The organism is Singulisphaera sp. GP187 (genome assembly GCF_900129635.1).
Lineage (GTDB): Bacteria > Planctomycetota > Planctomycetia > Isosphaerales > Isosphaeraceae > Singulisphaera.
The window spans coordinates 725831-751998 of sequence record NZ_FSRB01000001.1; the positions used below are offsets into that span (position 1 = coordinate 725831).

Consider the following 26168-nt stretch of genomic DNA (forward strand, 5'->3'; position numbering starts at 1 on the left):
ATCGCTGGACGCAACCCCAAGCCCGACACGCGTGGATGAGGTAATGGGCTGTGAGCGAACGTCCCGAGGCGTGAGTGCGGGGCCGGTGCGCGAGCGATTATTCATGTCGTAGTGCGTCGATTGGATCCATCATGGCGGCTCGCTGGGCTGGGTAGAGCCCGAAGAGGATCCCGATGGCCACGGAGATCCCGAAGGAGAGGAGGACCGAGAAGCCGGTCACGACGGCCTTCTGTTCCGGAATAAAGTAGACGATCAACTGGGGGATGGAGATTCCGAGGGTGACACCGAGCAGGCCGCCGACTCCGGAGAGGACGACGGTTTCGATGAGGAACTGCTGGGTGATGTCGCGTCGTTTCGCTCCCAGGGCGCGCCGGATCCCGATTTCCCGGGTTCGTTCGGTCACGGTGGCGAGCATGATATTCATGATCCCGATGCCACCGACCAGGAGCGAGATCGAGGCAATGGTTCCGAGGATGATGCTGAACTGCCGAGCCGTGCGTTTGGCCTCGTTGAGCAGGTCGAGCGGAACGATGATATCGACGTCCTTCTTGGGGTGGTACGGCTTGACGGCGGCCTCGACGATCGGATGGGTGGGGCCTACCTCCGCGAGGCTTCCCACCTGGAGCGTGACTTGCGAGAGTTGGGTCTCCTCGAACTCCATCGAGCCGGCCCGGCTATTCATGATCCGTTCGCCGAACCGGAGCTTGCAGGTGTTCAGCGGGATATAGACGTCCTTGTTGAACTCCTGCGCGGCCAGGCTGCCACCGATCCCGGCGGTACTCGCGCGTTCCCTGGTGACGCCGACGACCTTGTAATAGTCCGCGCCCAGTTTCACGGTCTGGTGGAGCGGGTCTTCGTAGGGGAAGAGGGTCTTGGCGGTCTCCGCGGCGAGCACGGCGACGTTCTCATAGCGATTGTTGTCGCTCTCGGTGAGGAATCGGCCCCGCTCGATCTCGAGGTGGTTGAACTTGTCGTAGTCGCTCGTGGTGCCGACGACCCGCCCGTCGATCTCCAGGTTGAGGTGGCGGATCTGTTTGCGGAGCTCGCGGATCGGCAAGGCTTTCCTGATCGTGGGCACGGTGGCCATGATCCGGTCGAAGTCGGCGAATTTCAGGCCGTAGGCGAGGATCCGCGCCGGGCGGCCGCCGGACGACTGTGACTCGTCGGTCGGCTTGACCGAGCGGACGATGATGTTGGTGGCTCCAAGCTGCTCGAAACGCTTCTGGGCGTCGCGGCTCGACCCTTCGCCGATGGCCAGCATCGAGATCACCGCGGCGACGCCGAAGACGATACCCAGGACGGTGAGCCCTGAGCGCAACTTATGGAGGAGCAGGCTTTTGAGCCCGAGTCGAATTCCCCGTAGGATGCGTCCCATGATGACTTCTTCGGTTCGGTGGGGCTGGCCCACAGGCCTTTGGGAAGGAATAAAAAAAAGGAGTGGGCCCTGGGGCCCACGCCGGGGTTGGTTTCAAGCGTGACTGGCGCCGTTGGCTGCCGCGAGCGCCTGCATTCGGGGGCTCGGGCCATCGTCGATGATCTGGCCGTCACGCATCCGGATGATTCGCTTGGCGTGTTCGGCGATATCGTCTTCGTGGGTGACCATGATGATGGTCTTGCCCCCGTCGTTGAGCTTGCCGAGCATCTCCATGATCTCGTGGCTGGTCTTGGTGTCGAGGTTACCGGTCGCTTCGTCGGCCAGGATGATGTAGGGGTCGTTGATCAGTGAGCGGGCGATCGCGACTCGCTGTTGCTGACCGCCGGAGAGTTGGTTGGGGCGATGGTCGAGACGTTCGTGGAGGCCGACCATTCGCGCGAGCTCGTGGGTCCTGCGCTGGACTTCCTCGGTGATCTCGCCACTCCCTTGGTACGTCAGGGGGAGCTGGATATTCTCCGTGACGGTGTACTGCTGGATCAGGTTATACGACTGGAAGATGAAGCCGATGTAGCGGCTCCGGACTTCCGACAGCTCGTCGTCGCTGAGTTGGGCGACGTCCTTGTCGCCCAGGATGTACTGACCGCTGGTGGGGCGATCGAGGCAGCCGAGCAGGTTGAGCATGGTGCTCTTGCCCGACCCCGAGGCACCCATGATGGCGATGTATTCGCCCTGGTGGAAGTCGACCGAGACTCCCGTCAGGGCATGGACCGTCACGGCTTGGGTCGGCCCGCGGCGGCGGCTGAAGAAGCCCCCCTCCGCGACGTGGCCCATCACGTAGGTCTTGCGAACGTCAACCAGCCGGACGATCACCTTTGACGCGATGTTCACAAATACCTCGAGGCGGAGGCTGCCGCCTTCAGTCGACAGAGGAAGCCGTTGCGGGTTTTCGCCACATGCTTGGCGCGTAAACGCGTTGATGCGATGTTAGCGTGGGGAGCAACGGTTGTTCAAGGCACTCCCAGCTCTTTGACATCGAGTGGTCGTATCGGGTTGCGGCAACCAACCGTCTGCCGCGTAAAACGATCGACGTTGAGACACGCCGCGAGGCATCTCGAGAACTCCTGACCCGCGAGGATCAGGGCAGGGCGTTGTAAGCCGCCCTGGACTGGAGACCGGGTCACAAGGAAGCGGCCAGCAATCATGCAACGGTCGACCGGAAAGCCGTCGCCTTCAGGCGACGGTCGTTTACGGATTCGGACCCCCACGGCCGCCCCCGAAACCTCCACCGGCGCCACGACCCGCACCCTCACCGCCGGCGCCGCCTCCGAAGCCACCACCACCGCCGCCTTGGAGGATCGCATCGACGCGTTCTGCCGGAACGCCGGCTTCGATCAGCATCTGTTTCTTCTCTTCGGGGCTGGCGCTCTGAAACTTCGCCCGGGCGGCCGGATCCATCTTGCTCATGAAGCCGCCGCCGGCGCCGCGCTTCCCTTTGGCCTTGGCTTTGGCCTTGCCCTTGGCGTCGGGGTCGGCGGTCGCTTTGCCGTCAGGCCCGCCGGGGCCGACCGGCCCGACACCGGCCTTGCCCTTGGCGCCGGCGCCCCAATCCTTCTTCGCGGCCTCGCCGTCCTTGCCCGACTCTCCGAACGCCTCGCGCTTCTCCTCCTCGGACATGAGCAGGAGCGGGCTGAGTGCGACTCGATCGCCCGACTTGAGGCCCTCGCGGATTTCGACGAGCTTGTCGTTGGAGGTGCCCACGGCGACGGTCCGCCAGTCGTAGGTGCCGTCGCCCCGCTTCACGGCGACGTGGTCCTTGCCCTGATACTCGAGGATCGCCACCACGGGGACGCTCAGGACGTTATCGATCTGGGCGACCAGGATATCCACCTGGGCCGTCATTCCCGGCCGGAGTCCCGGCAGGCCGTTGTCGATGGTCACATGGGTGGTGTAGACCTTCACGTCCGAGCTGAACATGCTGTTCGGGTCGGGCAGCGGGGCGACATCCAGGACCGTGCCCCTGAGCGTCTGGTCGGCGAAGGCGTCGACGCGGATCCGCGCCTGGAGGCCGGGGGTCAGGCGGTCGATCATCGACTCGTGGACCTTGGTGTTGACCCGCATGTGCCCGGTATCGGGGAGGCTGAAGATCTTCTGCCGCTCGCGAACGACCGCCCCTTCTTCAACCTGGGGCTGGCTGCTGCCGCCGAACCGGCTCGGGTCGTTGGCATAGACCACCAGGCCGTCGCCGGGGGCCAGGAGCTGACAATTCTTGATCTGGGTCTCAAGCTTCGTCTGCTTCTTCTTCTCCAGGTCCCAGGTCTGCTCCTTGGCGAGCTCGTCGGAGCGGGCCTTTTCGACGTCGCTCTTGAGCTCTTTGAGCGTCTTGTCGTAGGTGAACTTCTCGAGCACGGCCTTCTTCGTCGTCGCCTGTTCGAAGGCGAAGACCTTCTGGTCGAGCGAGACCTTATCGGCGATATTCTGCGCTAAGGACACGTAGCCTTTGTCGTACATCCGCTTGGACCATTCGAGCCGGTCCTCGGCGCGTTTTCGTTCGGCCTCGGCCAGGGCGATTTCCCCTTTGACCGTCTGCAACTCCTGGAGGTAGACGCCTTCCTTGTACTCGGTGACGGCGATCTCGGCCACTTCCCGGGTCAGCTTGGCGTTCTGGTGGGCCGCCTCCGCTCCCGAGGTTGCGATGTACTGGTTGGTTAACTGGTCTTTCAAGGCCGCCGAGTCGAGCTCGCAGACGAGCTCGCCCTTGGTGACCCGCTTGCCTTCCGGCACGATCGAGATGATCGTCGTGGATCCCTCCACCTGGCAGAAGACGTCTTTGTTATTGGAGCTTTCCAAGGTGCCGCGGACGGTGGCCACGACGGGCAGGTTCGCCTGGCGGACCTCATAGGTGATGATGTCGCGGGTGCTCGAGGCGAACAGGCCGGTCAGCGACTTCGAGATCCCGGGGACCCCGATCACGACCCCGGCGGCGACGCCCAGGACGACCAGGAGGCCGACCAGGAGCGTCTTGCCGCGGCGGGATTTACGGCTTGCCGGCTTCTTCAGGTCGGGGAGCTCCCGGTGGGCGGATGGCTCGGCTCCCGCCGCCGGTGCCGGCGCTTCCGTAGTCTGCAGGGAAAAGTTCACGGTAAGCCTCCCATTCGTCGTAGGGCAAGGTGCCGAGGTCGCGGTAAAGTGTGAGCCGGGCGGTTTCGTAGCCGAGCCAGTTCGTAATCAGGGTGTTTTCCTGGGTGAGCAACTGGCGCTGGAAGTTAATCAGGTTGGTCGTTTGGGTGGCCGCGTTGGCCGCCTGGGCGGTTCCACCGCCCCCTGCCGCGGCCCCTTGCGGCGGCGCGATGATCTGTTCGAAGGCCTGGTCTTTCAGGCGGATGGCTAGAGTGAAGTTTTTGCGGTTGATCTCATAGGTCAGGTACTGCTGGTGAAGATTCCTGACGTCGATTCGGATCTGATATTTCAGGTTGTCCTCGAAGGATTGCAGCGCCCTCCGCTGGCGCTCATAGCCGATCAGGGTCGCTCGAAACTGGTTCCGCTCGTTCAGGCGGACCAGGGGAAGCTCTGCGTTGAGCACGAGCGAAAACTGTTTGGCTTGATCGACGAAAGCAAACGGGTTCGAGGTCGCGGGGGGAGTGATGAACTGGTTGGTGAGCGTGACGTTGAAGATCCCCTTCAACGCGTTGGCCGAGACGCGAATCTGTCGCCAAGCGTCGTAGAGCATCGCACGTTGGTTCATCAAATCCAGGCGATGCTCAAGCGTCACCCGCTCGGCGGCCAGGAGCAGTTCTTCCAGGTCATCTTCGTTATCTTTCCCGGTATTGTACACAGAAAGCACCGACCTGCCATCAATATTCACGTCTGCCAAGTCGGGAAGGTTCGCGGCGTACTGGGGAAGGTCGGTGAGATTCCGCTTGGGATCGCGCTGCCAGTCGTCAATCCCGTCGAAGACCTCCTTGAATTTCCAGGCGAGGGTCCGATCGAGGATCAAGGGCACGTCCGGCGGCATGCCGAGCTGGATCTTGAACTGGTCGAGCTGGCTGCGGAATTGAGTGCGATCATTCACTAATTGCTGCAACGCTTGCTGGTAGCTCTGGTCGACCTGGTCGACCTGAAGTTGGGTGAGGCCCGAGGCTTCGCCCTTGATGAGCTCGGAGTAGATCATGTAGAGCCGTTCGAGGGCCGCGATGTTCTTGCGGTCGTTCTCGAGGAGCTGAATGTCCTGGATGACGTTGAGGAAGCCGACGGTCGGGTCGGAGTTGCCACCGCCGGAGAACCCGGGGGTCTGGACGGTCGACCCGAAGTTGGTGATCGGGGTTCCGCCCACGAGGGTGGCCACCACGAATTCCTGACGGAACTTGGCGAAGCTTCGGACGGCGTACAGCAAGTTGCGCTCGGCCTGAGTCAAGGCCTCGAGCGTCACCGCGCGGCCGCCTCCCTTGAGGAACGGCTGGACGAAGGTGAGCGGGAGGAATGACTGGACGCTGGGCTGGCGCGAGTTCTGGCCGAGGAAGTTGAAGACGACCTGGTTGGCGAAGCCCATCAGCAGCTTGCCGCCGGAGTTGAAGACCTTGCCGACTCCCGCGACGGTGCCGATGTTCATGCTGGAGATGGGCGTCCCCGTTTCCCGGGTCCGGTAGAGGAACTGGTTAAACGGGTTGGGCGCGGGAATGCCCCCGGCGCTGGTGCCGGTCAGGGGCGAGAGGCCGGCGTAGAACTGGGGCTGGAACGCGAACCGCTGAAGCGTCACGGCCAGGCTCGTCGTGTAGACGTTCTCCAACTGAGTCTGGTAGACGCGGGCGTTGATCAGGCCGAGCCGGAACGACTGCTCCATCGTCAATTTGTACGGGCGGCTGTTTCTGGGCAAGCCCGCGGCCTCCGCTTCATTGAAGTTGATCTCGTCGGGAATCAGCATCCCGGCAATCGCGTCCCCTTTTTCCTCGGAGTCACGGTATTGCTCAGGCGTGAGGTCGGGCCTTGGGTTCAGCGGTGCCGACAGGTCGGACTGGATCGGAGCGGGGTCCATGCCGATCGGCGGTGGCTGAACCTCGGGACGACGGGGACCCTCCAAGCCGGGCGGAGTGGTCGGCGAGGGTGTGAGAGTCGGTTCTTGGATCCCTGTCTGCTGGAAGGCGGCGAGCCGAAGGCCCGGGTCCCGTGACTTCACGCGGGCCTGGGGAGCATTGGGATTGCCGCCGGGTGGATTCGCAGGTGGGGGCTCCGGTAGAGAATTAGGCGGCATTGCCTCGAGCGATGGCCCGGAATTTCCTCCGGTGCCGAACGGCGACGGATTCGACGTGGGGGGCACGGGGGGCGCTGGCTCGATCGCCGTGGGCGCGGCGGCCGGAGCCGCGGCCCCGGGAGCCGTGAGCGGGTTGCGACGCGGGGCTTTCGCCTTGTCCTCGTCGCCGTTGTTCATGCTCTCACGCTGCCAGCCATCGAGCATATCGAGGTAGCCGGTCCCTTCCAGGGGGACGATCAGGCGGTTGTCGGGCCACTGGGGCACGGGCGAGGTCGCCTCCGCGGCATAGTCGTCCGGCGGGGCGGGGGGGGTATCGGGGTCGTAGGGACTCGCGAATCGCGACAGCGCGGGGGGTTCCACTGAGAAGAGGTCGATCCGCCAGCGGGGATCACGACTCTTCTCGAAGACAGCCTCGGTGACGTCCTGGTTGGCCCATTCCCGGAAGAATTCGCGGGTACATCCAGACTGTGTACCCAGAACGAGGGCGACCAGGAGTGGGACCCGGCTCCGGGAACGACGTGATGGGTTCGTCGGTTGGGCTTTGAGTGTCATGGGCTTCTTCGCCTCGGGCGACGTTCGATAGGCACGAATGAATGCCCGCTCCGGACCCGTTGGTCGTCCGTGAACGGGACGACCAGAGGCCATTGAAGGGGCGGGATGACCCCGATCCACGGCAAGGGAGGAGGAGTGGCTCTCCCTGACTACGAACTTTATCGGAAGTAGGGGTCGTGCGGGTTGAGCCGAAAATGCGAAGGTTGGATACCGCATCATGGTCCGTAGTGAAGGGTTTGGATGAAGCCAAGCACATCGAAGGGCCGAAATTGCAGTGGTAGTTGGCTACCCTTGGCGGCCGCGGCGTCGCGCCGAGCCGGTCTCAAATGAAGCGAGAGCTTCGAGCCGGATTCCCGAGGGGCGCTCGAGACGCAGGGCATGGACACCCGGCGGACGCGCGACGACACAGGGCTTGGAGGAGGGAGTCTCCGATGCTGTTTGGCAATCGCGGACCTCGGTCATTGGCCGCACGGCGGAGCGGGGGTTTCCAACCCAAAATTCAGTCGCTCGAAGAGCGACAATTGTTGTCGATCGACCTGGGTGGGGTGCTCCCCCCAGGCCAACCCAATATCGCCACCGCCCCGTTTGGTGTGGCTTTAGCGGGGAACGAGACCCTGGGCGCCGCGGGCTTCAGCGTGGCCGATGTGGGGGATACCAACGGCGACGGCTTCGACGATTTCGTGATCGGGGCGCCGACGGGACAAACCATTAACGGGCAGGTCCAGCCGGGCACCGGCAATAACAGCCGGGCCTACCTGGTGTTCGGCTCGGCCACGATTAACGCGGGCACCATTGACTGGCTCACGCTCGACAAACTCGGTCAGCGTGTGGGCGACCTTGGTCAGTTGAACAACGCCAACCAGACCAATCCGATCAGCGGCACGAAAGGGAATGACTATGCGGGGGTCACGTTCCTGACGGGATCGACCAACGCGTCGCAGCTCGGTGCCTCAGTGACAGCGCTTGGCGACGTCAACAATGACGGGTTCGCCGACTTCATGATCGGTGCCCCGGGGGCGAACGACCTCAACAACCTCAATCCGGGCACGGGGCGCGCCTACATCGTCTACGGTGGCAAGGGCCTGAACACGGTCCCGACGGGGACGGTCGACCTCGACAACCTCGGCGCCGCCACCGGGGTTTCGGTCACGACCTTTGGAAGCACCCTGGCGAACTCGCGGGTGGGGCGGGCGGGCGCGCGGATCGGCAACTTCTTTGCCAGTAACTCGACATCCCCCGACATCGCGATATCCGCTCCCAACGCCTCGGTCGCCGGGCTGAGCTTCAACGGGGCCGTGTACGTGATCCCGGGGTCATTGCTCGCCGCGCCAAGCGTGGCGCCTGTGAACCTCAATGCGATCGGCAACGGGCTGGGGGGGGCCATCTTCGCCGGCTCCGCCAACAATGAGGCGATCGGGTTGTCGATCGCGGGAGCCGGTAACGTCGACGGCCAACTTTCCGCGGCGAACATCGGGATCGACGACTTCCTGATCGGTGCGCCTAGCGCCAATGGAAACGCGGGCGAAGCGTTCCTGATCTATGGAGGCAACGCCCTGCCCGCGGCGGGGAGGGTCGTCAACGGTCTGAACGTGATCCAGACCAACCGGATCGGGATCGGTACGGGCACCACCGATATCTTCGGGGCGCACTTCCAAGGTGCGGGTGGTTCGCGGACCGGCTATGCTGTCGCCGGGATCGGCGACTACAACGGCAATGGCTTTGCCGATATCGCGATCGGTTCTCCGATGGCCGCCAGTGGCAACGGCCGGGCCGACATCTACTACGGTCAGTCCGCCAGTGGCACGACGCTGATTGGGTCGATTCCCGTCTTCAGCAAGCCGGCGGGTGTTCCCGCGTTGACGCTCATCGGTGCCCCCAACTCGTTCGCCGGCTACTCGTTGTCGCTCTCCGGCCAGATCAATCCCAACAACTCGGTCGGCAATGACTTCATGGTCGGGGCGCCGGGGCTCAACGGCAACCAGGGTGGGGTTTACTATATCCCCGCCAATCCCTTCTTTCTGACGGGTACACAGCAGTTGATCTCCGCCGAAGGGTCACCGCTGGCGGCGACCCTGATCCAGATCTCGACGACCCCGAACGGCGCCCCGGCGTTCCTGGGAGCCTCGGTCTCGGGTCGACTGGTCAGCCGTACCCAAACGAAGACGGCTGATAACGATACTCTGGCCGATATCATCATCGGTGCCTCAAGCTACAATGTGACCACGACCGGTCGGACCGGAGCCGGTGGTGCGTTCGTGATCGAAGGGAAGTTCCTCCCGGTCCAAACGCCTGTGAGCAACCGGATTTCCACCAATATTTCGGTCGGTCAGGCGCCGGTCGGGTTGCCGCCGTTCGGGACGTTCAGCATCAATGCGACGTCCCCGCCCAGCCTGGACATTTGGGTCTTGAGCAACAACACGATCTCGCCGGCGTTCCAGCCGGCCACGGATATCGACCCCACCACGATTGCCGTGAATGGCGTTCCGTTTCCGAACGCCACGATCAAGTCGATCGCCGACGTCAACAACGACGGCATTCCAGACGCGATCGTCACGATCACGCCGCGTTCCCGGATCGGCCTGAAGTCCACGGACACGACGTTTAACCTTACTGGGAACACGTTGCCCACCGCCGGGAACCCCAACACCGGATTCCTCGGCACCGCGCAAATCGTCGTCAGCGGTGGCATCAACCCGAATCCTCCCACGGTGAGCACGGGCGGTACCGGGGTGCTCATCGGATCGATTCCCAAAACGAGCTTCACGCCCCAGTTCGGCGCGGACCACTATGTGCCGCCCACCTCGGCACTTTCGCGGCTCAACTACAAGGCCATCCCTCGGGCCGTGGCCTACCAGCAATACATGCCGGGCCGTGGCTGGGCGCTTCGGCTCTTTAACTTCGCCCATCCCAAGAACCTGACGAGGGTGCCGTCCGGCAAGCAAAACAGCCTGGCGGGCAGGCTTCCGCTCACGCTCGACGAGAGCGTCTTCACCCGGAGCAAGTACAAGAAGGCCAAGTCGATCGAGTTCACTCACAAGAATCCTGTCATCCCGACCAATCGCCAGACGGAGCTGAATCTGGGCAGGCCGCGGAAGCATCCCAAGTCCCGATAAGTGACGATCGGCTCGATCACGCTCGGATCCTCATCAATCCATCAATCGGCCGGTCCCTCTTCACGCGAGGGGCCGGCCGGTTTTCGTGCGCAGGCCGGGCTCGGCCCTGACTTAGGGCCCATGCCCGGGGCACTAGGAACAGCGGCACGATCGGTCAATCCGGCATACTGCTCGCTTGCGCTTTCCGTGCGATCCGCACATCCGTCAGGGCGTCTGAGAACTCTGGTACAGCCGGGTTCAGGCTGTGTCCTTCTCCGGCCGAAACTGATGGTGCCAGTCGCCTCAATGCGTTCGAGCTCCACGTACCGCCCGATAGTCGGGCCGGTTTGCGGTGGGCCACTCGGATGGATGAGCGGGGGTGCCCCGACGCCTACCCCCGGCTTTCGAGGAGCGACCCCACGGCGGCCTTTCGCCCCGGGTCGCGTCAGACGGCAGGATGCCCGTCCACGACCACACAGCCAAGGAAGGCGCCCGGTCCGATGAGCCGATCCTTATTTCGAGGGGCCCTGATACTGGTTCTCGCCTGCCTGTTCGCCGCCGGCCGAGCCAAAGGCCAGACGGCGACGATCGATACGAGTGTTCCGCCCTTGCCCGGCTCGGCGACGTCCATGATGGGCCAAGCCCCCGGTGCGGGGGGCGGGACGCTGAGCAACCCACCGGGCGCCGGCGGCATCCTGGGAAGCCGTGCCGGAGGGGCGACGCCCCACGGCATTCCGACAGCCGTCTCCAACCCCGGCGCCGCGGCGGGGCCCACCGAGGGGCAGGTCGGGATCGCTGCCCCGAGCCCCGAGCCGATCTCGGCCTCCCCGATTCCGCTCTACGGGACGCTGGACATCCCGCTCGGTGCCGACGACGATGGCCCGCCCGGCGGCCTGACCCTCGACCAGGCCATCGGCCTCTCCCTGGATCGCAACCGCGACCTCCGCGCCAAGTTCATGGAGATCCCCCAGGCGCAGGCGGACATCCTTCAAGCCAACCTCCGGGCCAACCCAATCCTCTACTTCGACGGCCAGCTCCTCCAGTTCAACGGGAGCAAGTTCAGTCGGGCCGTCCCCGGCGGTCCGAGCCAGTACGATCTCAACATCTCCTATCCCATCGACATCAGCCGCAAACGGCAGGCGCGGACGCAGGTGGCGATCCGAGCGAAAAAGGTCTTGGAGGCGCAGTACCAGGACGCCGTCCGTCAGAAGATTGACGACGTCTATTCCGCCTACGTGGACTCCCTCGCGGCCCGGCAGACCGTCCGCTACACCCGCGAGAGCGTTCGCGTCCTGAACGGACTCCTGGGGCGGACACAAGAACTCCTCGACCATCGCCAGATCTCCCAGTCCGACCTCAACCGCGTGAAAAACCAGCTCAGGACCTCCCGGCTCGGCCAGCTCGACGCCGAGGAGTCCGAACGCAAGGCGAAGCTCGGCCTCGCGTCGGTCCTGGCGATCACTCCCGCTGAAGCCATGAAACTCGAACTCTACGGGTCGATTCAGGACCGGGCTCCGCCGCCGGCCCCGACGGAAGAACTGGCCAGGATCGCCCTCGACTCCCGTCCCGACATCGCCTCCTTCCGGCTGGGAATTCGCCGCGCCGAGTCGGATGTGCGTCTCGCCCGGGCCAACCGGCTGACCGACATCTACATCTTGGCGCAGCCGTTTACCTTTCAGAACAATGCCCCCTACGGCCTTCCCAGCCAGTACTCGTGGGCGCTGGGGGCGACGGTCCCCCTGCCACTGTACAACCGGAACCAGGGCGCAATCCAGCGTGCCAACCTGAACGTCACGCAGTCCCAGATTCAACTCGAGGACCTGGAGCGTTCCGTGCTCATCGACGTCGAGCGGGCGGTGCGCGAATATACGGTGACGCGTCAGGAGGTCGAGGAGATCCAGGCCGAAATCCTTCCCACGGCCCGGCAGATCCGGGACGACGCGCACAAGCTCTACATCGCCGGCTCGACGGGGATTACCGACTACATCGCCGCCCAGATCGACTTCAACCAGGTCGTCAAACAATATCTCGACACGGCCATTCGCCACCGGCGGAGCATGCTCGCCCTGAACACGGCCATCGGCCGGCGCATCCTGCCGTAACCCGGTTGGTCACCGACTCCCACTCGTAGCAACGCCTGGTGGAGAGAGCCGCCGTTCCGTTTGCCATCCGCCGACAGCGTTGAAGGCGGGCAGTCATTGCGAGGAGGAGAGTTATGGGACGACGCGACCGACGACCGTACCTGGAGGAGATCGAACGGCGAGAACTCCTCTCCCTGTTGTCAGTTCTCATGATCGATAACCAGCGGAGGGCCTTCCAACCCTACGTTCTTCACCAGGATTTGAGAGCGGGGACCCATCGTGTCGGAGCCGGCACAACGCAATTCCCCCCCTTTACCCCCTCGAAGTCGTCGATCGCCGTGCCCGCCAATCAGGGGGCGTCGCCAACGAACCAGGCCGTCTTCCAGACCGGGAACCTCACGCCCCACGAGCAGAAACGGCAGCGGTTCGTCGCCCGCTTCGAGGGGCCCTATATCATCGGACCCGGACGGACCGATACTGAGGCGATCCAGACGTTCATTCGGGGCGTCGGCTCCGCCAACACCATCCTCCACGGCGACATCCAGCTCAGCATCATCACGCCCAAGGACCCGAACGCCCCGCTCGGCGCCGTCGCGGCGATCTTCGACCGCAACCTCAATTCCAATACGGTCCTCGGTTTCGATGCCGACGGCGCGCACCAGAATGTCGACAGCGCCGGGCGGCCGAACCACTTGGATCACGTCACCATCGACGCCAACGAGAGCTCCGGCGTCTACGACGAGGCGTTCTCCCAGGGAACAATCACCATCCGCTACAAGCCCAACGGCCAGCGCGGCCGACGCGTCATCGACCAGGGGACGGCGGTCGTCACGATCCGAGCTCAGATCTACACGACCGGGACCGATTTCATCCTCCGCAACGCGGACATTAATCCCTGAGTTCTCAGTCGGCCCTTTGTCGTAACCCTTCAACGGGCTCTTGCATCAACAAAGAATGCACTGATCCAACTGGAAGAGCTTGGAGTCGGCCTCTTCGTGGCGGAGCATGTCGAAGGGCTCGGCCTTGCCCCATCCCGCGTAGCGTCGGTTGGGCGTGTTGAAGTCCAGGTCGGGCACGTCGCTCTAGTCGTCGTCCGCATCGACGAGCACCGGCAGTGACGATGTAACAATGATGTCTCGCATGCCATCCCGTTCCTCGCCGAAATGCATCAGGTCGAGGTCGGGAATACATTCCTCGCGCCGTTGAAAAACAGTCTGCGTGTCCGTGGAAGGTGGTCGAAGCCGACAACTCCGCTTTCCCTTTCGGGGGGGATCGTCAAGAATAGTTTAGGAGGCGGTTGGTTTGCGTGCCTCGTGCATTCGGGCAGGCTTGCCCATTTGTATGGGAACCGCGACTGACCTACTCCTTTCCGACAAGGGTCACCTCCCGCCCCCTCCCCCCCTTGTGCCTTTTGTCGTCGCCCAAGGACTTGGAACAACGCCATGGTGCGCGCTCTCATTTCGTGGAGCCTCCACAACAGGCTAATCGTCCTTCTGGGCGCGTTCGCCCTGATTGCCGTTGGCATCCACGCGGCGCTGAACCTTAACGTGGAAGCCTACCCCGACCCGACCCCGCCGCTGGTCGAGGTGATCACACAGAATCCCGGCGCCAGCCCCGAGGAGATGGAGCGGCTCGTTGGCATCCCGATCGAGACGGCGCTCAACGGCATGCCAGGGCTGCAGGACTTGCGAAGCACCTCGCTCGCCGGCCTGAACGACGTCAAGTGCCAGTTCGCCTACGGCACCGACTACTGGGCGGCCCGCCAGGAGGTCATCAACAGGATCGGGGCCGTCGCCGATCTGCCGCCGGGGGTCACTCCCGTGTTGTCCCCCTGGAGTCCGACCGGGGAGATCGTCCGCTACGTGCTGGAGGGGTCGGGCTACACGACCAACCAGCTCAAGGCCGTCCAGGACTGGGTTCTCAATCGGCAGCTCAAGCAGGTTCCCGGCGTGATCGACGTGACCGGCTTCGGCGGTACGGTGAAGCAGTACCAGGTCCTGGTCGACACCGGGCTCATGAGGCGTTATGGCGTGACCCTCCAGATGGTCGAGGATGCGATCAACAAGTCCAACGCCAACGTCGGCGGCGACGTCCTGGCGTTGGGGACCCAGGCGCACAACGTCCGTTCGCTGGGCCTGCTGGGCGAGGGGATCGACACGCTCGACCCGGCCAACGCCGGGCGGGCTTACGCCCTGGAGGTCGAGAAGCTCGAGGACATCCAGGACGTTGTCGTCGCCTCCTACGACAGCGTCCCGGTCTATATCAGGCAACTCGCCAAGGTGATCGTCGGCCACCGCCCGAGGCTGGGGATCGTCGGCCGGGGGGACGAGAACGACGTGATCGAAGGCATCGTCCTGATGCGCAAGTACGAGAAGTCGCTGCCGACCTCCGAGGCCGTGAAGGCCAAGATCGAGGAGATCAACGGCAGCGGCCTGCTGCCCAAGGGGATGAAGATTGTCCCGTTCAACCAGCGGACCGATCTCGTTCATGTCACGACCGAGAATGTCATCCACAACCTGGCCGTTGGCATGGGCCTGGTGATCTTGATCTTGTTCATCTTCCTAGGCGATATCACGAGCGCGATGATCGTGGCGCTGATGATCCCGCTGGCTTTGCTTTTCTCGGTCTCAGTCCTCTTTTACCAGGGCAAGTCGGCCAACCTGCTCTCGATCGGTGCGGTCGACTTCGGCATCATCGTCGACAGCTCGGTCATCATCGTCGAGAACATCTTCCGCCACATCACAGCCCGCGGCCGGGACCAGTCACGGCCGCTGATCGACCGGATCGCGGATGCATCGCATGAGATTGAGCGGGCTTTATTCTTTTCGACACTGATCATCCTTTGCGCTTTCATCCCCCTGTTTTCGATGTCCGGGCCGGAGGGCGCCCTGTTCGGCCCGATGGCCAACACTTACGCCTTTGCGCTCGGGGGGGCGCTGCTCTTGGCGGTCACGCTCACACCGGTCCTCTGCTCGTTCCTGTTTCACAACAAGAAGGAGGAGAAGGAAACATTCGTCGACCGGCTGATGAAACTTCGTTATCTGACGATGCTGAACCGGGTCCTGAACCACCGCGTCCTGCTTCTGGCCGCGATGGGGTCGCTCTTGGTTTTCACTGTCTCCCTGCTCCCCAAGATCGGCGGCGAGTTCATGCCGCAACTGGAGGAGGGCAACCTCTGGATTCGGGCCCTTCTGCCGCGCACGGTAACACTGGAAGAGGCGGCGCGGATGGCGCCCCGGCTCCGAGAAGCGATTGCCTCGGTGCCCGAGGTCCGGGGCGTGATGTCGCACGTCGCCCGCCCCGACGACGGCACGGACGTGACCAGCTACTTCAACATCGAGTTCAACGCCCCCTTGACCCCGATGGAGCGGTGGCGCAAGAAGCCGGTCAGCGTCCTGGGCGTCCACCTCTGGAACCGGGCGATCACCCGTGAGGAGATCCAGGACGAGCTGTCCGAGCGATTCGCGGAGTTCCCGGCGATCAACTTCAACTTCTCGCAGTTGATCCGCGACAACGTCGAGGAGGCGCTCTCGGGCGTCAAGGGGGCCAACTCGATCAAGTTCTTTGGCAATGATCTGGCGACCCTTGAGGACGTGGGCCAGAAGGTCGCCAAGATCCTGGGCGGCGTCCCGGGGGTTCAGAATCCGGGACTTTTCCACCTCATCGGACAGCCGAACCTGGAGATTCGCGTCGACCGCCACGAGTGCGCCCGCTACGGGATCAACGTCGCCGACGTCGAGGCGGTCGTGCAGGTCGCCATCGGCGGCCGGGCGTTCACCGAGATGATCGAGGGAGAGAAGAAGTTCGACATCGTCCTGCGGCTGCCCAAAGACCAGCGCGATGACCCCGACATGATCGGCCGCATCCCGGTCGATGCTCCGCCCTCCTCCGACGGCAAGCCGGGTGTGCGGATCCCCCTTAGCCAGCTCGTCGAGATCACCCCGCACAAGCCTGGCGCTACTTATATCTATCGCGAGAATAACCGCCGGTTCATCCCGATCAAGTTTGGCGTGCGGGGCCGGGATCTGGCTTCGACGATCGCCGAGGCCCAGGCAAAGGTGGACGCGGCGAAAGTCGTCCCGAAAGGATATCGGATCGAGTGGTCCGGCGAATTCGAGCAGATGCAGCAAGCGAACAAGCGACTCATGTGGATCGTCCCGGTCTCAGTCGGCCTGATCCTGATGCTGCTCTACACCGCGTTCCACTCGGTGAAGGATGCGCTCTTGGTGATGGTCAATGTGATCGAAGCCGCGATGGGCGGCGTCCTGGCGCTTTGGATCACCGGCACGCCGTTTTCGATCTCGGCGGCGGTGGGGTTCATCTCGGTCTTCGGCGTGGCGGTGCAAGACGGCGTGCTGCTGATCTCCTACTTCAACCAGTTGCGAGCTGCGGGCCTGCCGGTCCGCGAGGCCGTCATGCGCGGGGCCGAACTCCGAGTCCGCCCGGTGGTCATGACGTCGCTGACGGCGGCATTAGGGCTGTTCCCGGCGGCCATCGCCACGTCGATCGGCTCGCAGGCGCAGAAGCCGTTGGCGATTGTGGTCGTTGGCGCGATGCTCTGCACGCTATTCCTCACGCGATACCTGATGCCGGTCCTCTACTCGTTCTTCCCAGCGAAGGCGGGCCACGGCGAGTGCGACCACGAGCTGATCGCCGGCTCCCATTACACGGACCGGTTCCTCGAAAACTCGCGCCGTGAAGGGCGGGACGGACCGCCTCGGCATGCGGACCAGGTGGTTGAAAGTTCGGTCTCCACCAACGGGGATCGTGGAGGGACGCGGTGATGAAGATGAAATGGACGCTGGTGCTGGCCATCGCGGCAACTGCCGGCTTCGCGGCCTGGATGTATTTCGACCGGACGGCCCGGGGACGGGCCTTAGCTGCCTGGCATCACTTGGCCTCAAACACCGCCCACGCCGAGGAGACGCGGCCCCCGAGTCGGACGTCGAGCGTCGGTGTCTGGGACGGCATACTGACGGTCACCTCGTCCCGCCAGGAGGCGCTCGGGCTCCGCGTACAACCGGCCAAGGAGCAGGCGGGCCCCGTCGAGCTTCGGCTCAGCGGGACCACCGACTACGACCCGGCAACGCTGACGATCGTCCGCACCCAGTTCGAAAGCCGCGTGGATCGGGTGCACATGGACCTCGGTAGCGTGGTCAAGAAAGGGGACGCGATCCTCGAGTTGTTCAGCAACACCCTGGCCCAGGCCAAGAGCGACTACGAAATGGCGGTCAACCAGTGGAGGCGCGACAAGAAGATCCTCGACTACAAGTCCCCGCTGGCCAAGGCGGGGACCCTGCCGGGTAAGGAGCTGATCGAGATCGAGAACGACGAGGCCAAGAGCCGTGAGTCAATGAAGCTGGCCAAGGACAAGCTCTCCGTCTTCGGCCTGACCGAGAAGGAGATCCAGGCGGCTATGACCGAGGAGGGGGTCAGCAAGGCTCGGATGACCGTCCGCGCGATCGCCGATGGCATCGTCATCAAACGCGGCGTGGTCCCGGGCAACTTCTACGATCCCAAGGACGACCTGATGACCATCGCACCCCTGGACCACCTCTGGGTTCGGGGCAACGTCAGCGAGATCGACGCCGATAAGGTGCAGGTCGGGCTGGCGCTGAAGGTCGTGTTCCCCTACGCGCACCGGACGATCCCGGCGAAGGTCGAGTACATCGATAAGGCGATCGACCCGGACACCCGCGCCGCGAAGTTTCGGACGTCGGTGCTTAACCCCGACCGTCTCTTGAAGGCCGGCGGCTACGTTCGCGTGCTCGTCGACATCCCGCCGGTGCCGGGCCAGACGGTCATCCCGCGCGTGGCGATGGTCTCGGTGGATCGCCACGACTACGTCTTCGTCCGCAGGCCGGGGACGACCGACCAATTCGAACGGAGGACGATCGTCGTGGCCAAGGAGAGCAACGACCAGGTGATCGTCGCCGCGCCCGGACCGGAGAACCACGGAATCCGACCGGGAGAGGAGGTTGTGACCGTCGGATGCCTGATCCTGGAGCAGATGTACGAAGATCGCCTTATGGTCGAAGACGGAACCCTCCTCTAGTTCTCCAGCCGCACTTGTTTGGATGGGTGCCGTCGTAATATGACGATTCTCTCTATCACCCAACGTGAAGTTGGGCCGCGAGATGCCGATACGATGTTGGAGGGTATGCCGGGACAAGTGTCCACTATCTGCCGCTTCTTGAAGATTCCCAAGAAAAGCCGAACGACTCGGCCCCCTCGTTGTATTACACGCATCACCAGGGACACGGAGGCCCACTAACCTGTGTTTGAGAAACGACCGAAGGTGCAAGACACGAAGAATTTTCTGCCCAATCGCCTTTGCCGATGCAATTTAGGCCACCCAAAATGAATTTCTCAAACAGACCCAAGTGCTGCGTCAACGCTAGAATTTGGGGTCGTAGGTGAGGGTTCGGCCACGAAAGAATGGCCGAATCCGCCTCGGCAACCCTAAAATCAAGCCGTGACGAGGCACTCGTGCGGTTTACCGTTGAGTGGTCCCCACCGAGGGCTTCGGTTGGTGATCCACTCGGATGAAAATGGCCCTAAACGATCTGGGAGAGCCGGTACGCCAGCCGTTCGAGGGCCGGGCTGCGGTCGTATTTGTCGAGATGGACGTTGAGCAGGCTGAAGCTCGACGTGTTGGCCACAGCTTGCTTGAGGGCCGCGTCGAGTTCCCCTTCGGTCCGCACTTCCAGGCCCAGGCCGGTGCCGAACACTTCGGGAATCTTGTGAAAGGCCCATTCCTGAATGTCGTTGAACGGCCCTTCGAGCAGGAACCGCTCGGTGGTGTACCCATGGTTGTTCAAGACGACGATGATCGGGTTCAGACGCTGGCGGACGATCGTCGAGAGCTCCATGCCGGTCATCTGGAACGCGCCGTCGCCGACGACGACCAGGGTCCGTGAGCCCGGATTGGCCATCCCCGCGCCGAGGGCCGCCGGGACGGCAAACCCCATCGACGTGTAGTAGGCGGGACTGATGAACTCGGTTTCCCGGCCCATCGACAGGTCGGCCGCTCCGAACAGTGAGTCGCCGATGTCCGCGATCACCGTCATCGACTTGTCGAGCAGCCGATTCAACCGGGCGAAGAGCCGTCCCGTCGTCACCGGCGCATCCTGATCGGCGACCCAGGTGGAGTCGAATTGGTTGGATCGCGGGGGGGGCGGGCCCTGGGCGAGCGTGAGTGCCCGCGCGGTCAGGCCGCGGAGGAAATCCTCGAGCCGGACGTCGCTGTAGTGGTGGTAGCGGATCCGGAGGTCTTCGCTCGTGGCGTCGATGCAGCGTGCGGGGTCGAGCTTGGCCGTGAAGATCCCGAGGTTGATGTCGGTCATGAAGCAGCCCAGCATCAAGAGGCAATCCGCCTGCTCGACGTACTCGGCGACCTCCGCGCGGCCCATCGCCCCTTCATAGACTCCGGCGAACAGCGGGTGCCCTTCCGAGATTACGCTCTTGCCCAGGATGGTGGTGGCGATTGGCATTCCGGTTTGCTCGGCCAGGGCGAGGAGCTCGTCCTGCAGCCCGAATCGGTGGATTTCGACGTCGGCCAGGATCATCGGCCGCTTGGCGGCCGTCAGCATCGCCGCCGTCTCGTCCAGCGCTTCGCGCAGCGCGTCCGGGTCGCTCGGCGGCAGGCCGGCGGGCAGCCGGTGCGGCGCAACCTGCTTCGCCAGAACCATGTCGCGCGGGATCTCGAGGTAGACCGGCCGCTTGTACCGTAAGGCCGCCTCAAGCACCCGGTCGATCTCCCCGAACGCGGTGATCGGGTCGGAGAGCACCGCCGAAGCGACCGTGATCTTCTCGAAGACCTCGAACTGGGTCTCGAATCCCTTGACCTTGTGGTGCAGCAGCGGGTTGTGGACGCGCTCGGAGAGCCCCGGCGAGCCACTCAGTACGATCACCGGTGACTTCTCGGCGTAGGCCCCCGCGATGCTGTTGCAGAGGCTCAATCCCCCCGCGCAGTACGTCACGCACACACAGCCGAGCCCGCTAACACGCGCGTAGGCGTCGGCGGCGAACCCCGCGTTGTCTTCGCGAGTCACCCCGACCAACTCGATCGGGCTGGCCTCGATCATCTTGTAGAGCGTCAGGACGTAGTCGCCCGGAATCCCGAAGATGTGCTTGAGTCCCAGCGCGTGGAGCCGATCGATCAGGTACTGGCCGACTGTCGGCACGCCCGGATTCGTGGTTCCATCGCGTGCCGTGTCCAGAGCCGTCGAGGTTACCATCGGTCGTCTCCTGGCTTGGAGGAGTCAATACGAATCGGGCTCGGGGACCGGGAGGGCCGTCGGACCCTTCCAACGCGTCAACGGCCCGCGTGCCTGACGCGGCAGCGGCCGCGCATAGAGATAGACCCAGACCAAGCGGCCTCCCCGAGTGGTCAGGGCAACGCGTTGGTAGAGTCCCTCGTCCACTCCTTCATACGGGTCGAAGTCGCGACTTAGTTCGATCGGATCGACGGGACGCACAAATCCGGCGACCCAACCTGCCGTCGCGTCGTCGTGGTCAACGAGGGCCGGGTAGGCACCGAGGTCGTACAACCTCCCGCGCACCTCGTCCTCGACCCAGGCAAAAGCGCCCGCCCCGTGGAGTCCGGCGGGGCCCAGCGTCCCATAGGCAAACAGGAGTGAAGGAATCATGCGTTCGGATCGACCCCAACAGAGCCATTCTGCGCGGCCGGAGCCACCGGCGAGTCTGCCCGTTCGGCCCATTCTAACCAATCTTGCCGCCATGACACGGGGGATCGGACCAGGCCGCCTGCGGTTTTCCTCCGACGGGCTCCCGCTCCCGCTCTCGGCAGGCCTGGCCAATCGCCGGATGCCATGACTCAGTTTCAAATGAACGTTTCCGCACGAAGCCGCAGTGTTCGCGGAGCGGGGCCGGGTTTGTCGTGTTTTTTTGGGCGATTTCGACTCATTCGGCAGAGCATGGGTTGACAATTTCCGGGGCGACTGGCTTATCTGACGTCTACGGTGGGTGGAAGGTTTAGGGGGAACGGGATGATCGCCCCCGCCTCGGCTCGCTGGAGTCGAGGGATCATCCCGCTCGTGGTCGTTTCGGGCCCCCGCCCGGAACGACCCGAGCGTGATTCCGAGGACGAGATGGACGTCGCTCAGCCTCAAGAGGCTAAAGCCGAGGGCCAGCTCGATCCGAGGGATGATGTCGTCCTTCAGAGATGCACCAAGGAGGGTCATTCGGCGCGGCGATTTCCCTAAAGCCGAGGGACAGACTTGACCATGGCGAGACGATTTGCCGATGGAACGAGGAGCGACCGCGCCGATTGGCTGAGTCAGCAAAACGGAGTCCGCTGATGTTCAGTCTGTCGGTTACGAGAGCGTTGACCAACCGCAAGAGTCCGGTGCGAGCGGGGTCGAAAGGACCGCACTTCAGGCGGTGTCAGCTCGCGCCTGAAGCCCTGGAAGGACGTCAACTTCTAGCCACCGGGATCAACGGCACCCTCCCGGGAGTCGGGGGAGGCGGAGCGGACCAAGCGGTTGCCATTGCGGCCTTCGAGGCAAACGCGGCCCCTGCCGGGACCAGGATCTGGACCCCGGAAGGCACCCGTTTGAGTGTGGTTCAAGGGGAGCTGACGCACCTCAAGGTCGCCGTCGCGACGACCAACCAATCGGTGGGTCAGGCCACGGCCACGATCGACTGGGGAGACGGCGTTACGACTCCTGGGTCCACGGCCACCTACGCGATCGACTACGTCCTCGGCGCGACGGGAAATCAGACAGGTGTCCGTGTCACGGGCGATCACGTCTATTCGACCCCGGGAACCTTTGTCGTCCGGACGACGATCGTGGCGGCTGGCGGTGACTCGACCACGGTCACGAGCACGGTCGTGGCCTTGCCCTCCTTGACGCTGAGCGGAGCGCTGGACCCGGCCAGCGATACCGGGGCCTCGAACAGCGACGGGATCACCTCGGCCACGCAGCCGCTGTTTCAGGGGAGTGCGACCCCTGGCGCCACCGTGCGGCTGTTCGCCACCCGCAACGACGGCTCGGTTCCGATTGCGATCGGCCAGAGCCTGGCGGACGGGCAAGGTCGGTGGTTGATCACCTCGATCCCCCTGGCCGAGGGAACCTACACGATCAAGGCGAGTGGCAGCACCGCCGACGGTCGCATCCTCCCGACGGTCGCGCTGGCCGCGGGCAATGCCGGCGGACCGCTGGTTGTCGACACGACGGGACCTCGCATCGTCGGTCTGACCGTCGACGCGCTCAGCTCACAGATTCGGGTGAGCTTCGGCGACAACCTGTCGGGCCTGGATCCGCGTGGAGCCGTGGCCTCGAACGTGGTGAGCCTCCAGCGGCTCGTGCGTTCGCGAGCGAACTCGATCGCCGTCTGGCCACTCGCGGTCGCTGACGGCGTCAACTCGGTGCTCCTCGGTCTGAGCCGACCGTTGGGGAATGGCCGCTACGCGTTCCGAATCCTCGCCTCGGGCGTGCGCGACCTGGCGGGCAATGCGCTCGATGGTGAGTTCAACGGTGGGTTCGCGACCGGCAACGGCCAGCCGGGCGGCGACTTCGCCGCGACCTTCCAGGTCGCCCGGAGGCAAGCCACAGCGCCTCGGCCGCTCCAGGCAGCCACGACTCACCCGATCCACCGTGCGAGCCAGCGTTCCTTTCCCGGTTCGTCCGGGCTGCTGGCGTCGCGACGAGCACTCCGGCACGCTCCCTGATTGCCGCCAGTGAATGGTCGGATCCGCAACGACCCCCGGGTGGCCACCGGCCACCCGGGCAGGACGTACCTGACGGGCGACGATTCGGCTCGCGCGGGTGGTGGTGAACCTCAGCCGCGCGGGTTGATCAGCGCGTCGAGGTCGTGCATCAGGGAGTCGAAGATCAAGCTCAGATTGACCTTGCGGCGGATGTGGTAGTCCGCCTCGATGCAGCGGTCGGCCAGGACGAGGACGGCTTCGGGATCGAGCCGGTTGGCCAGCGACTCCACCGCGCCTCGGTCGCTCGGGTCGGGGCAGGGGGGAGCCAGCCCAGCGGTCTGCCAGAGGATCCCCCGGAAGAAGAGGGCGAGCTCGCCGATGAGCAGGCTGGCGCGGGCGCGCTGGTCGACCGACTCCTTCGGTTCCTTGACGAAGGCGGCGAGCCGCGCCGCCGAGGCCGGGGCATCGAACCCGCGCGAGGACGCCAGTTCGTCGATCATGCCGCGCCGGAAGTGGTCGAGCTCGGGGTCGGCCAGTCCTCGGGCGCGGGCGACGCTCCCTTCGCCGAGCTTGGCGAGTCGCGTGGCCTCGACGGGGTCGTGCGCCACGTTCTGTTCGAGGAGCAGGGCGGCCAGCTCCGCCTCGGGGAGCGGGTCGAAGCGGACGATCCGGCAGCGCGAGAGAATCGTCTCGAGCTGGAGTTCGGCCGAGGTGCCGATCAGGATCAGGACCGACTTGTCCGGCGGCTCTTCGAGCGTCTTGAGGAAGGCGTTCGCCGCTTCGTCGTTCATGTCGTCGGCGTCGTCGACGATCGCGAGCTTTCGCCCGCCCCGGGCCGGCTTGAGGCCGAGGTCCATGCAGAGGCCGCGGATCACTCGGATCGGGAGCTCGTGCTTGTCCTCGGGGCGAGCGACCTGCAAGACGTCGGGGTGGTTCCCCGCCTTGACCTGAATACAGGACGGGCACTTCTGGCAGGGGTCGAGTGCCGTGGCGTCGGCCCGCTCGCAGAGCAGGGCCTGGGCTAAGGTCAGCGCGAACGTGCGCTTGCCGATCCCCTCAGGGCCGACAAAGAGGAACGCGTGCGGGAACCGACCTTGCGCCAGGCTGCGCCGCAAGCTCTCGACGACCCGGTCATGACCGCGGACCGAGTGCCAGGCCACGCTCCACCTCACTTTGAATTCGGGATGAGACGACCTCGGGCTCGGCCGAGGCATCGACCACAACGATGGGTGCGGGGTAGTACGAACACAGGTCCCTGGCCGAATCACGCGCGGCTTCCAGGAAACCCTCACGGACCTTGGCATGGTAGGCCAGGGGCCGGTCTTCGATCCGATCTCGCGATTCGCCGACCCGGCGGCGCGCCAGGTCGGGGGGGACGTCAAGGATCAGGGTCAGGTCGGGCAACAACTGGCCGGTCGCCGCCAGGCCGACGCGCCCAATCTCCTCGAGTGGCAGGCCGCCGGCATAGCCTTGATAGACGAGATTGGCCAGAAGATAGCGGTCGGAAACCACGGTGCGGCCACTCGCCAGCGCCGGACGAATGATCTCTTCGACGAGTTGGGCTCGGCTGGCCATGTAGAGGAGCATCTCCGCCCGAAGCGAGAGATTCACGGTGCCGCGATCGAGGAGGATCTGGCGTAGCCGGTCGCCGAGCGAGGTGCCCCCCGGGTCGCGGCAAGTCACCACGTCCAACCCGCGTGACCGGAGCCAGGTGGCCAGCGCAGCCGCTTGGGTCGACTTGCCCCCACCATCGGGGCCGTCCAAGGCCAAGAACAGGCCCCGCGCAGAATCGGGCTTTGAAGGTGAAGGATCGTGCCAGGACATCGGGCCATCTTAGCCGGGAACGCCCCCCGACGAAAGCTCAGCGCCGAGGATCTCCACGAGCGATCGGAATCGGCCTGAGTGAGCGAGCGTTCCTAAGGCGAGCGGGGGGCGTGAGCTCCCTGTCTTGGGGCGTGTGCGTGGGATTGGCCCAGAAGACAGGGAGCTTACACTCCCCGCTCGCCTCGGAGGGAGGAATCAGCTTCGAGAACGGGAGTTCCCTCGCTTTTTGTTAAGCCGTCGGCCTCGATTGAAACCGGACCGACCGCCACAGGCGACTGGCCAGGTGGTACGTCAACGACCCCACACAGACGATCAGAAGCACCATCCGCAGGGACGTCGCGGTCGAGACCGAAAGGCCGACTCCAGTCCCAATCGCCACGTAGGCCGCCAGGCATGCCGGGCACTTTGGCAAGAACGCCAGGATCGCCCCCGGAACGATCCATCCGATGCTGGCGAGACATCGCTGCGCCAGTGTTTTGCGGACGCTGCCGTGGGAACCCAGCTCGCAGCAACCGTGAGCGTTCACGCGTGCTCCTCCGTGGAATGGCAGCAGGTGTTCGAAGCTTCCGGAGCGTCGGAATTCACGGTCAGGCTGACCAAGGGACCCACGTCATACCGGTCGTGGTGCCGGACCCAGTTCATGGTCTTGGTTTCGTTGCGGCCCTTCGGGGTGAGGTCGAGATAGTGGTGCGCGCCGAGCAGGATGTCGCCCCCGCGAGCGTAGGACGAATAGGTGTGGAAGACGTCGCCCGCCGCGTTTTTGGAGAACACGCTGACCCCGTGCAGGTCCTCGGCCGCGTGATCGCTCATTCCGTAGTTGTAGTTGACCTGGCCCTGGGCGACTTGCTCCTTGGTGAACGACACGTGGTAGTCGTAGTTGAAGTCACTGCCCGCGGAGGACACCCACTTGAATTGCCAGCCCATGCGCTTCTTGAACGCTTCGAACTCGGCCAAGGGGGCACGCGAGACCGCGATCAACGTCACATCGTGATGCGCGAGGTGCAAGTTGGCGCCGTCGATATGGTCGGAGATGAAGGAACAGCCGGTACACCCCTCGGTCCAACCCGGAGCAAACATAAAGTGATAAACGATCAGTTGGCTACGTCCGTCGAAAAGGTCGGCAAGCGTTTCCGTGCCAGCCGGCCCTTCGAATCGATACGACTTCTCGACCTTGACCCAGGGGAGTTGGCGGCGTTGCCGGCTTAGCTCATCGCTCAGCCGGGTCAACTCCTTCTCCTTCTTGAGCAGTTCCTTGCGAGCGATCAGCCACTGTTCGGGCGAAACGATTGCGTGGTCCGTCATCCGAAGTTCTCCAATGCCAACT

17 protein-coding genes are annotated in these 26168 nt (G+C 64.2%); 6 read left to right on the forward strand and 11 right to left on the reverse strand.

Features of this window, described 5'->3' with window-relative positions; all coding sequences use genetic code 11:
* Positions 1-97 precede the first annotated feature (97 nt).
* The 4 genes from BUS42_RS02905 to BUS42_RS02920 all read right to left on the reverse strand — a co-directional run bounded on the left by BUS42_RS02905 (position 98) and on the right by BUS42_RS02920 (position 7172).
* Positions 98-1375 (reverse strand): ABC transporter permease, encoded by a 1278-nt coding sequence (locus BUS42_RS02905; RefSeq protein ID WP_074305104.1) that lies wholly within the window; start codon positions 1373-1375, stop codon positions 98-100.
* Between the two features lie 93 nt (positions 1376-1468).
* Entirely contained in the window at positions 1469-2206 is a 738-nt protein-coding gene (locus tag BUS42_RS02910; RefSeq protein WP_410001692.1) for an ABC transporter ATP-binding protein, read from the reverse strand.
* Positions 2207-2620: 414 nt separating this feature from the next.
* Positions 2621-4513: an efflux RND transporter periplasmic adaptor subunit gene (locus BUS42_RS02915; RefSeq protein WP_074305108.1), complete on the reverse strand. Its 1893-nt coding sequence runs from the start codon at positions 4511-4513 to the stop codon at positions 2621-2623.
* A complete protein-coding gene (locus tag BUS42_RS02920; protein WP_074305110.1) occupies positions 4410-7172 on the reverse strand; it encodes a TolC family protein in 2763 nt (920 codons plus the stop codon). Before BUS42_RS02920 ends, BUS42_RS02915 begins: the two co-directional genes overlap by 104 nt.
* 524 nt (positions 7173-7696) lie before the next feature.
* Between BUS42_RS02920 and BUS42_RS02925 the strand changes: the two genes are divergently transcribed.
* The 3 genes from BUS42_RS02925 to BUS42_RS02935 all read left to right on the forward strand — a co-directional run bounded on the left by BUS42_RS02925 (position 7697) and on the right by BUS42_RS02935 (position 13244).
* Entirely contained in the window at positions 7697-10285 is a 2589-nt protein-coding gene (locus BUS42_RS02925) for a beta strand repeat-containing protein (RefSeq protein ID WP_159452153.1), read from the forward strand.
* Between the two features lie 479 nt (positions 10286-10764).
* Positions 10765-12366: a TolC family protein gene (locus tag BUS42_RS02930; RefSeq protein WP_083670032.1), complete on the forward strand. Its 1602-nt coding sequence runs from the start codon at positions 10765-10767 to the stop codon at positions 12364-12366.
* Positions 12367-12479: 113 nt separating this feature from the next.
* A complete protein-coding gene (locus BUS42_RS02935; RefSeq protein WP_083670033.1) occupies positions 12480-13244 on the forward strand; it encodes a hypothetical protein in 765 nt (254 codons plus the stop codon).
* A gap of 45 nt (positions 13245-13289) precedes the next feature.
* Here BUS42_RS02935 and BUS42_RS45955 read toward each other — a convergent pair whose 3' ends face one another.
* The gene (locus BUS42_RS45955; RefSeq protein ID WP_256386119.1) at positions 13290-13421 is read right to left on the reverse strand and encodes a hypothetical protein; all 132 of its coding nucleotides are present in this window, start codon (positions 13419-13421) and stop codon (positions 13290-13292) included.
* 366 nt (positions 13422-13787) lie between these two features.
* Between BUS42_RS45955 and BUS42_RS02940 the strand changes: the two genes are divergently transcribed.
* Positions 13788-17129 (forward strand): efflux RND transporter permease subunit, encoded by a 3342-nt coding sequence (locus tag BUS42_RS02940; RefSeq protein ID WP_083670034.1) that lies wholly within the window; start codon positions 13788-13790, stop codon positions 17127-17129.
* A complete protein-coding gene (locus tag BUS42_RS02945; RefSeq protein WP_083670035.1) occupies positions 17129-18400 on the forward strand; it encodes an efflux RND transporter periplasmic adaptor subunit in 1272 nt (423 codons plus the stop codon). The genes BUS42_RS02940 and BUS42_RS02945 overlap by 1 nt, the downstream gene beginning before the upstream one ends.
* Positions 18401-18902: 502 nt before the next feature.
* Here the strand turns inward: BUS42_RS02945 and BUS42_RS02950 are convergent.
* Together BUS42_RS02950 and BUS42_RS02955 are read right to left on the reverse strand one after the other, a co-directional pair.
* Complete coding sequence (locus BUS42_RS02950; RefSeq protein ID WP_074305114.1) at positions 18903-20585, reverse strand: alpha-keto acid decarboxylase family protein; 1683 nt, start codon at positions 20583-20585, stop codon at positions 18903-18905.
* A gap of 24 nt (positions 20586-20609) precedes the next feature.
* Complete coding sequence (locus tag BUS42_RS02955; RefSeq protein WP_074305117.1) at positions 20610-20996, reverse strand: gamma-glutamylcyclotransferase family protein; 387 nt, start codon at positions 20994-20996, stop codon at positions 20610-20612.
* A 671-nt stretch (positions 20997-21667) separates the two neighbouring features.
* Here BUS42_RS02955 and BUS42_RS02965 point away from each other — a divergent pair.
* Positions 21668-23041, forward strand: coding sequence for an Ig-like domain-containing protein (locus BUS42_RS02965; RefSeq protein WP_074305120.1), 1374 nt, complete (start codon positions 21668-21670; stop codon positions 23039-23041).
* A 110-nt stretch (positions 23042-23151) separates the two neighbouring features.
* Here the strand turns inward: BUS42_RS02965 and holB are convergent, their stop codons facing one another.
* The 4 genes from holB to BUS42_RS02985 form a co-directional block, all read right to left on the reverse strand.
* Positions 23152-24180 (reverse strand): DNA polymerase III subunit delta', encoded by a 1029-nt coding sequence (holB, locus tag BUS42_RS02970; RefSeq protein WP_074305122.1) that lies wholly within the window; start codon positions 24178-24180, stop codon positions 23152-23154.
* Positions 24152-24844: a dTMP kinase gene (tmk, locus tag BUS42_RS02975; protein WP_074305125.1), complete on the reverse strand. Its 693-nt coding sequence runs from the start codon at positions 24842-24844 to the stop codon at positions 24152-24154. Before tmk ends, holB begins: the two co-directional genes overlap by 29 nt.
* 229 nt (positions 24845-25073) lie before the next feature.
* The gene (locus tag BUS42_RS02980; protein ID WP_074305127.1) at positions 25074-25370 is read right to left on the reverse strand and encodes a hypothetical protein; all 297 of its coding nucleotides are present in this window, start codon (positions 25368-25370) and stop codon (positions 25074-25076) included.
* Positions 25367-26146: a DUF899 domain-containing protein gene (locus BUS42_RS02985; RefSeq protein ID WP_074305129.1), complete on the reverse strand. Its 780-nt coding sequence runs from the start codon at positions 26144-26146 to the stop codon at positions 25367-25369. Before BUS42_RS02985 ends, BUS42_RS02980 begins: the two co-directional genes overlap by 4 nt.
* Between the last annotated feature and the right edge of the window lie 22 nt (positions 26147-26168).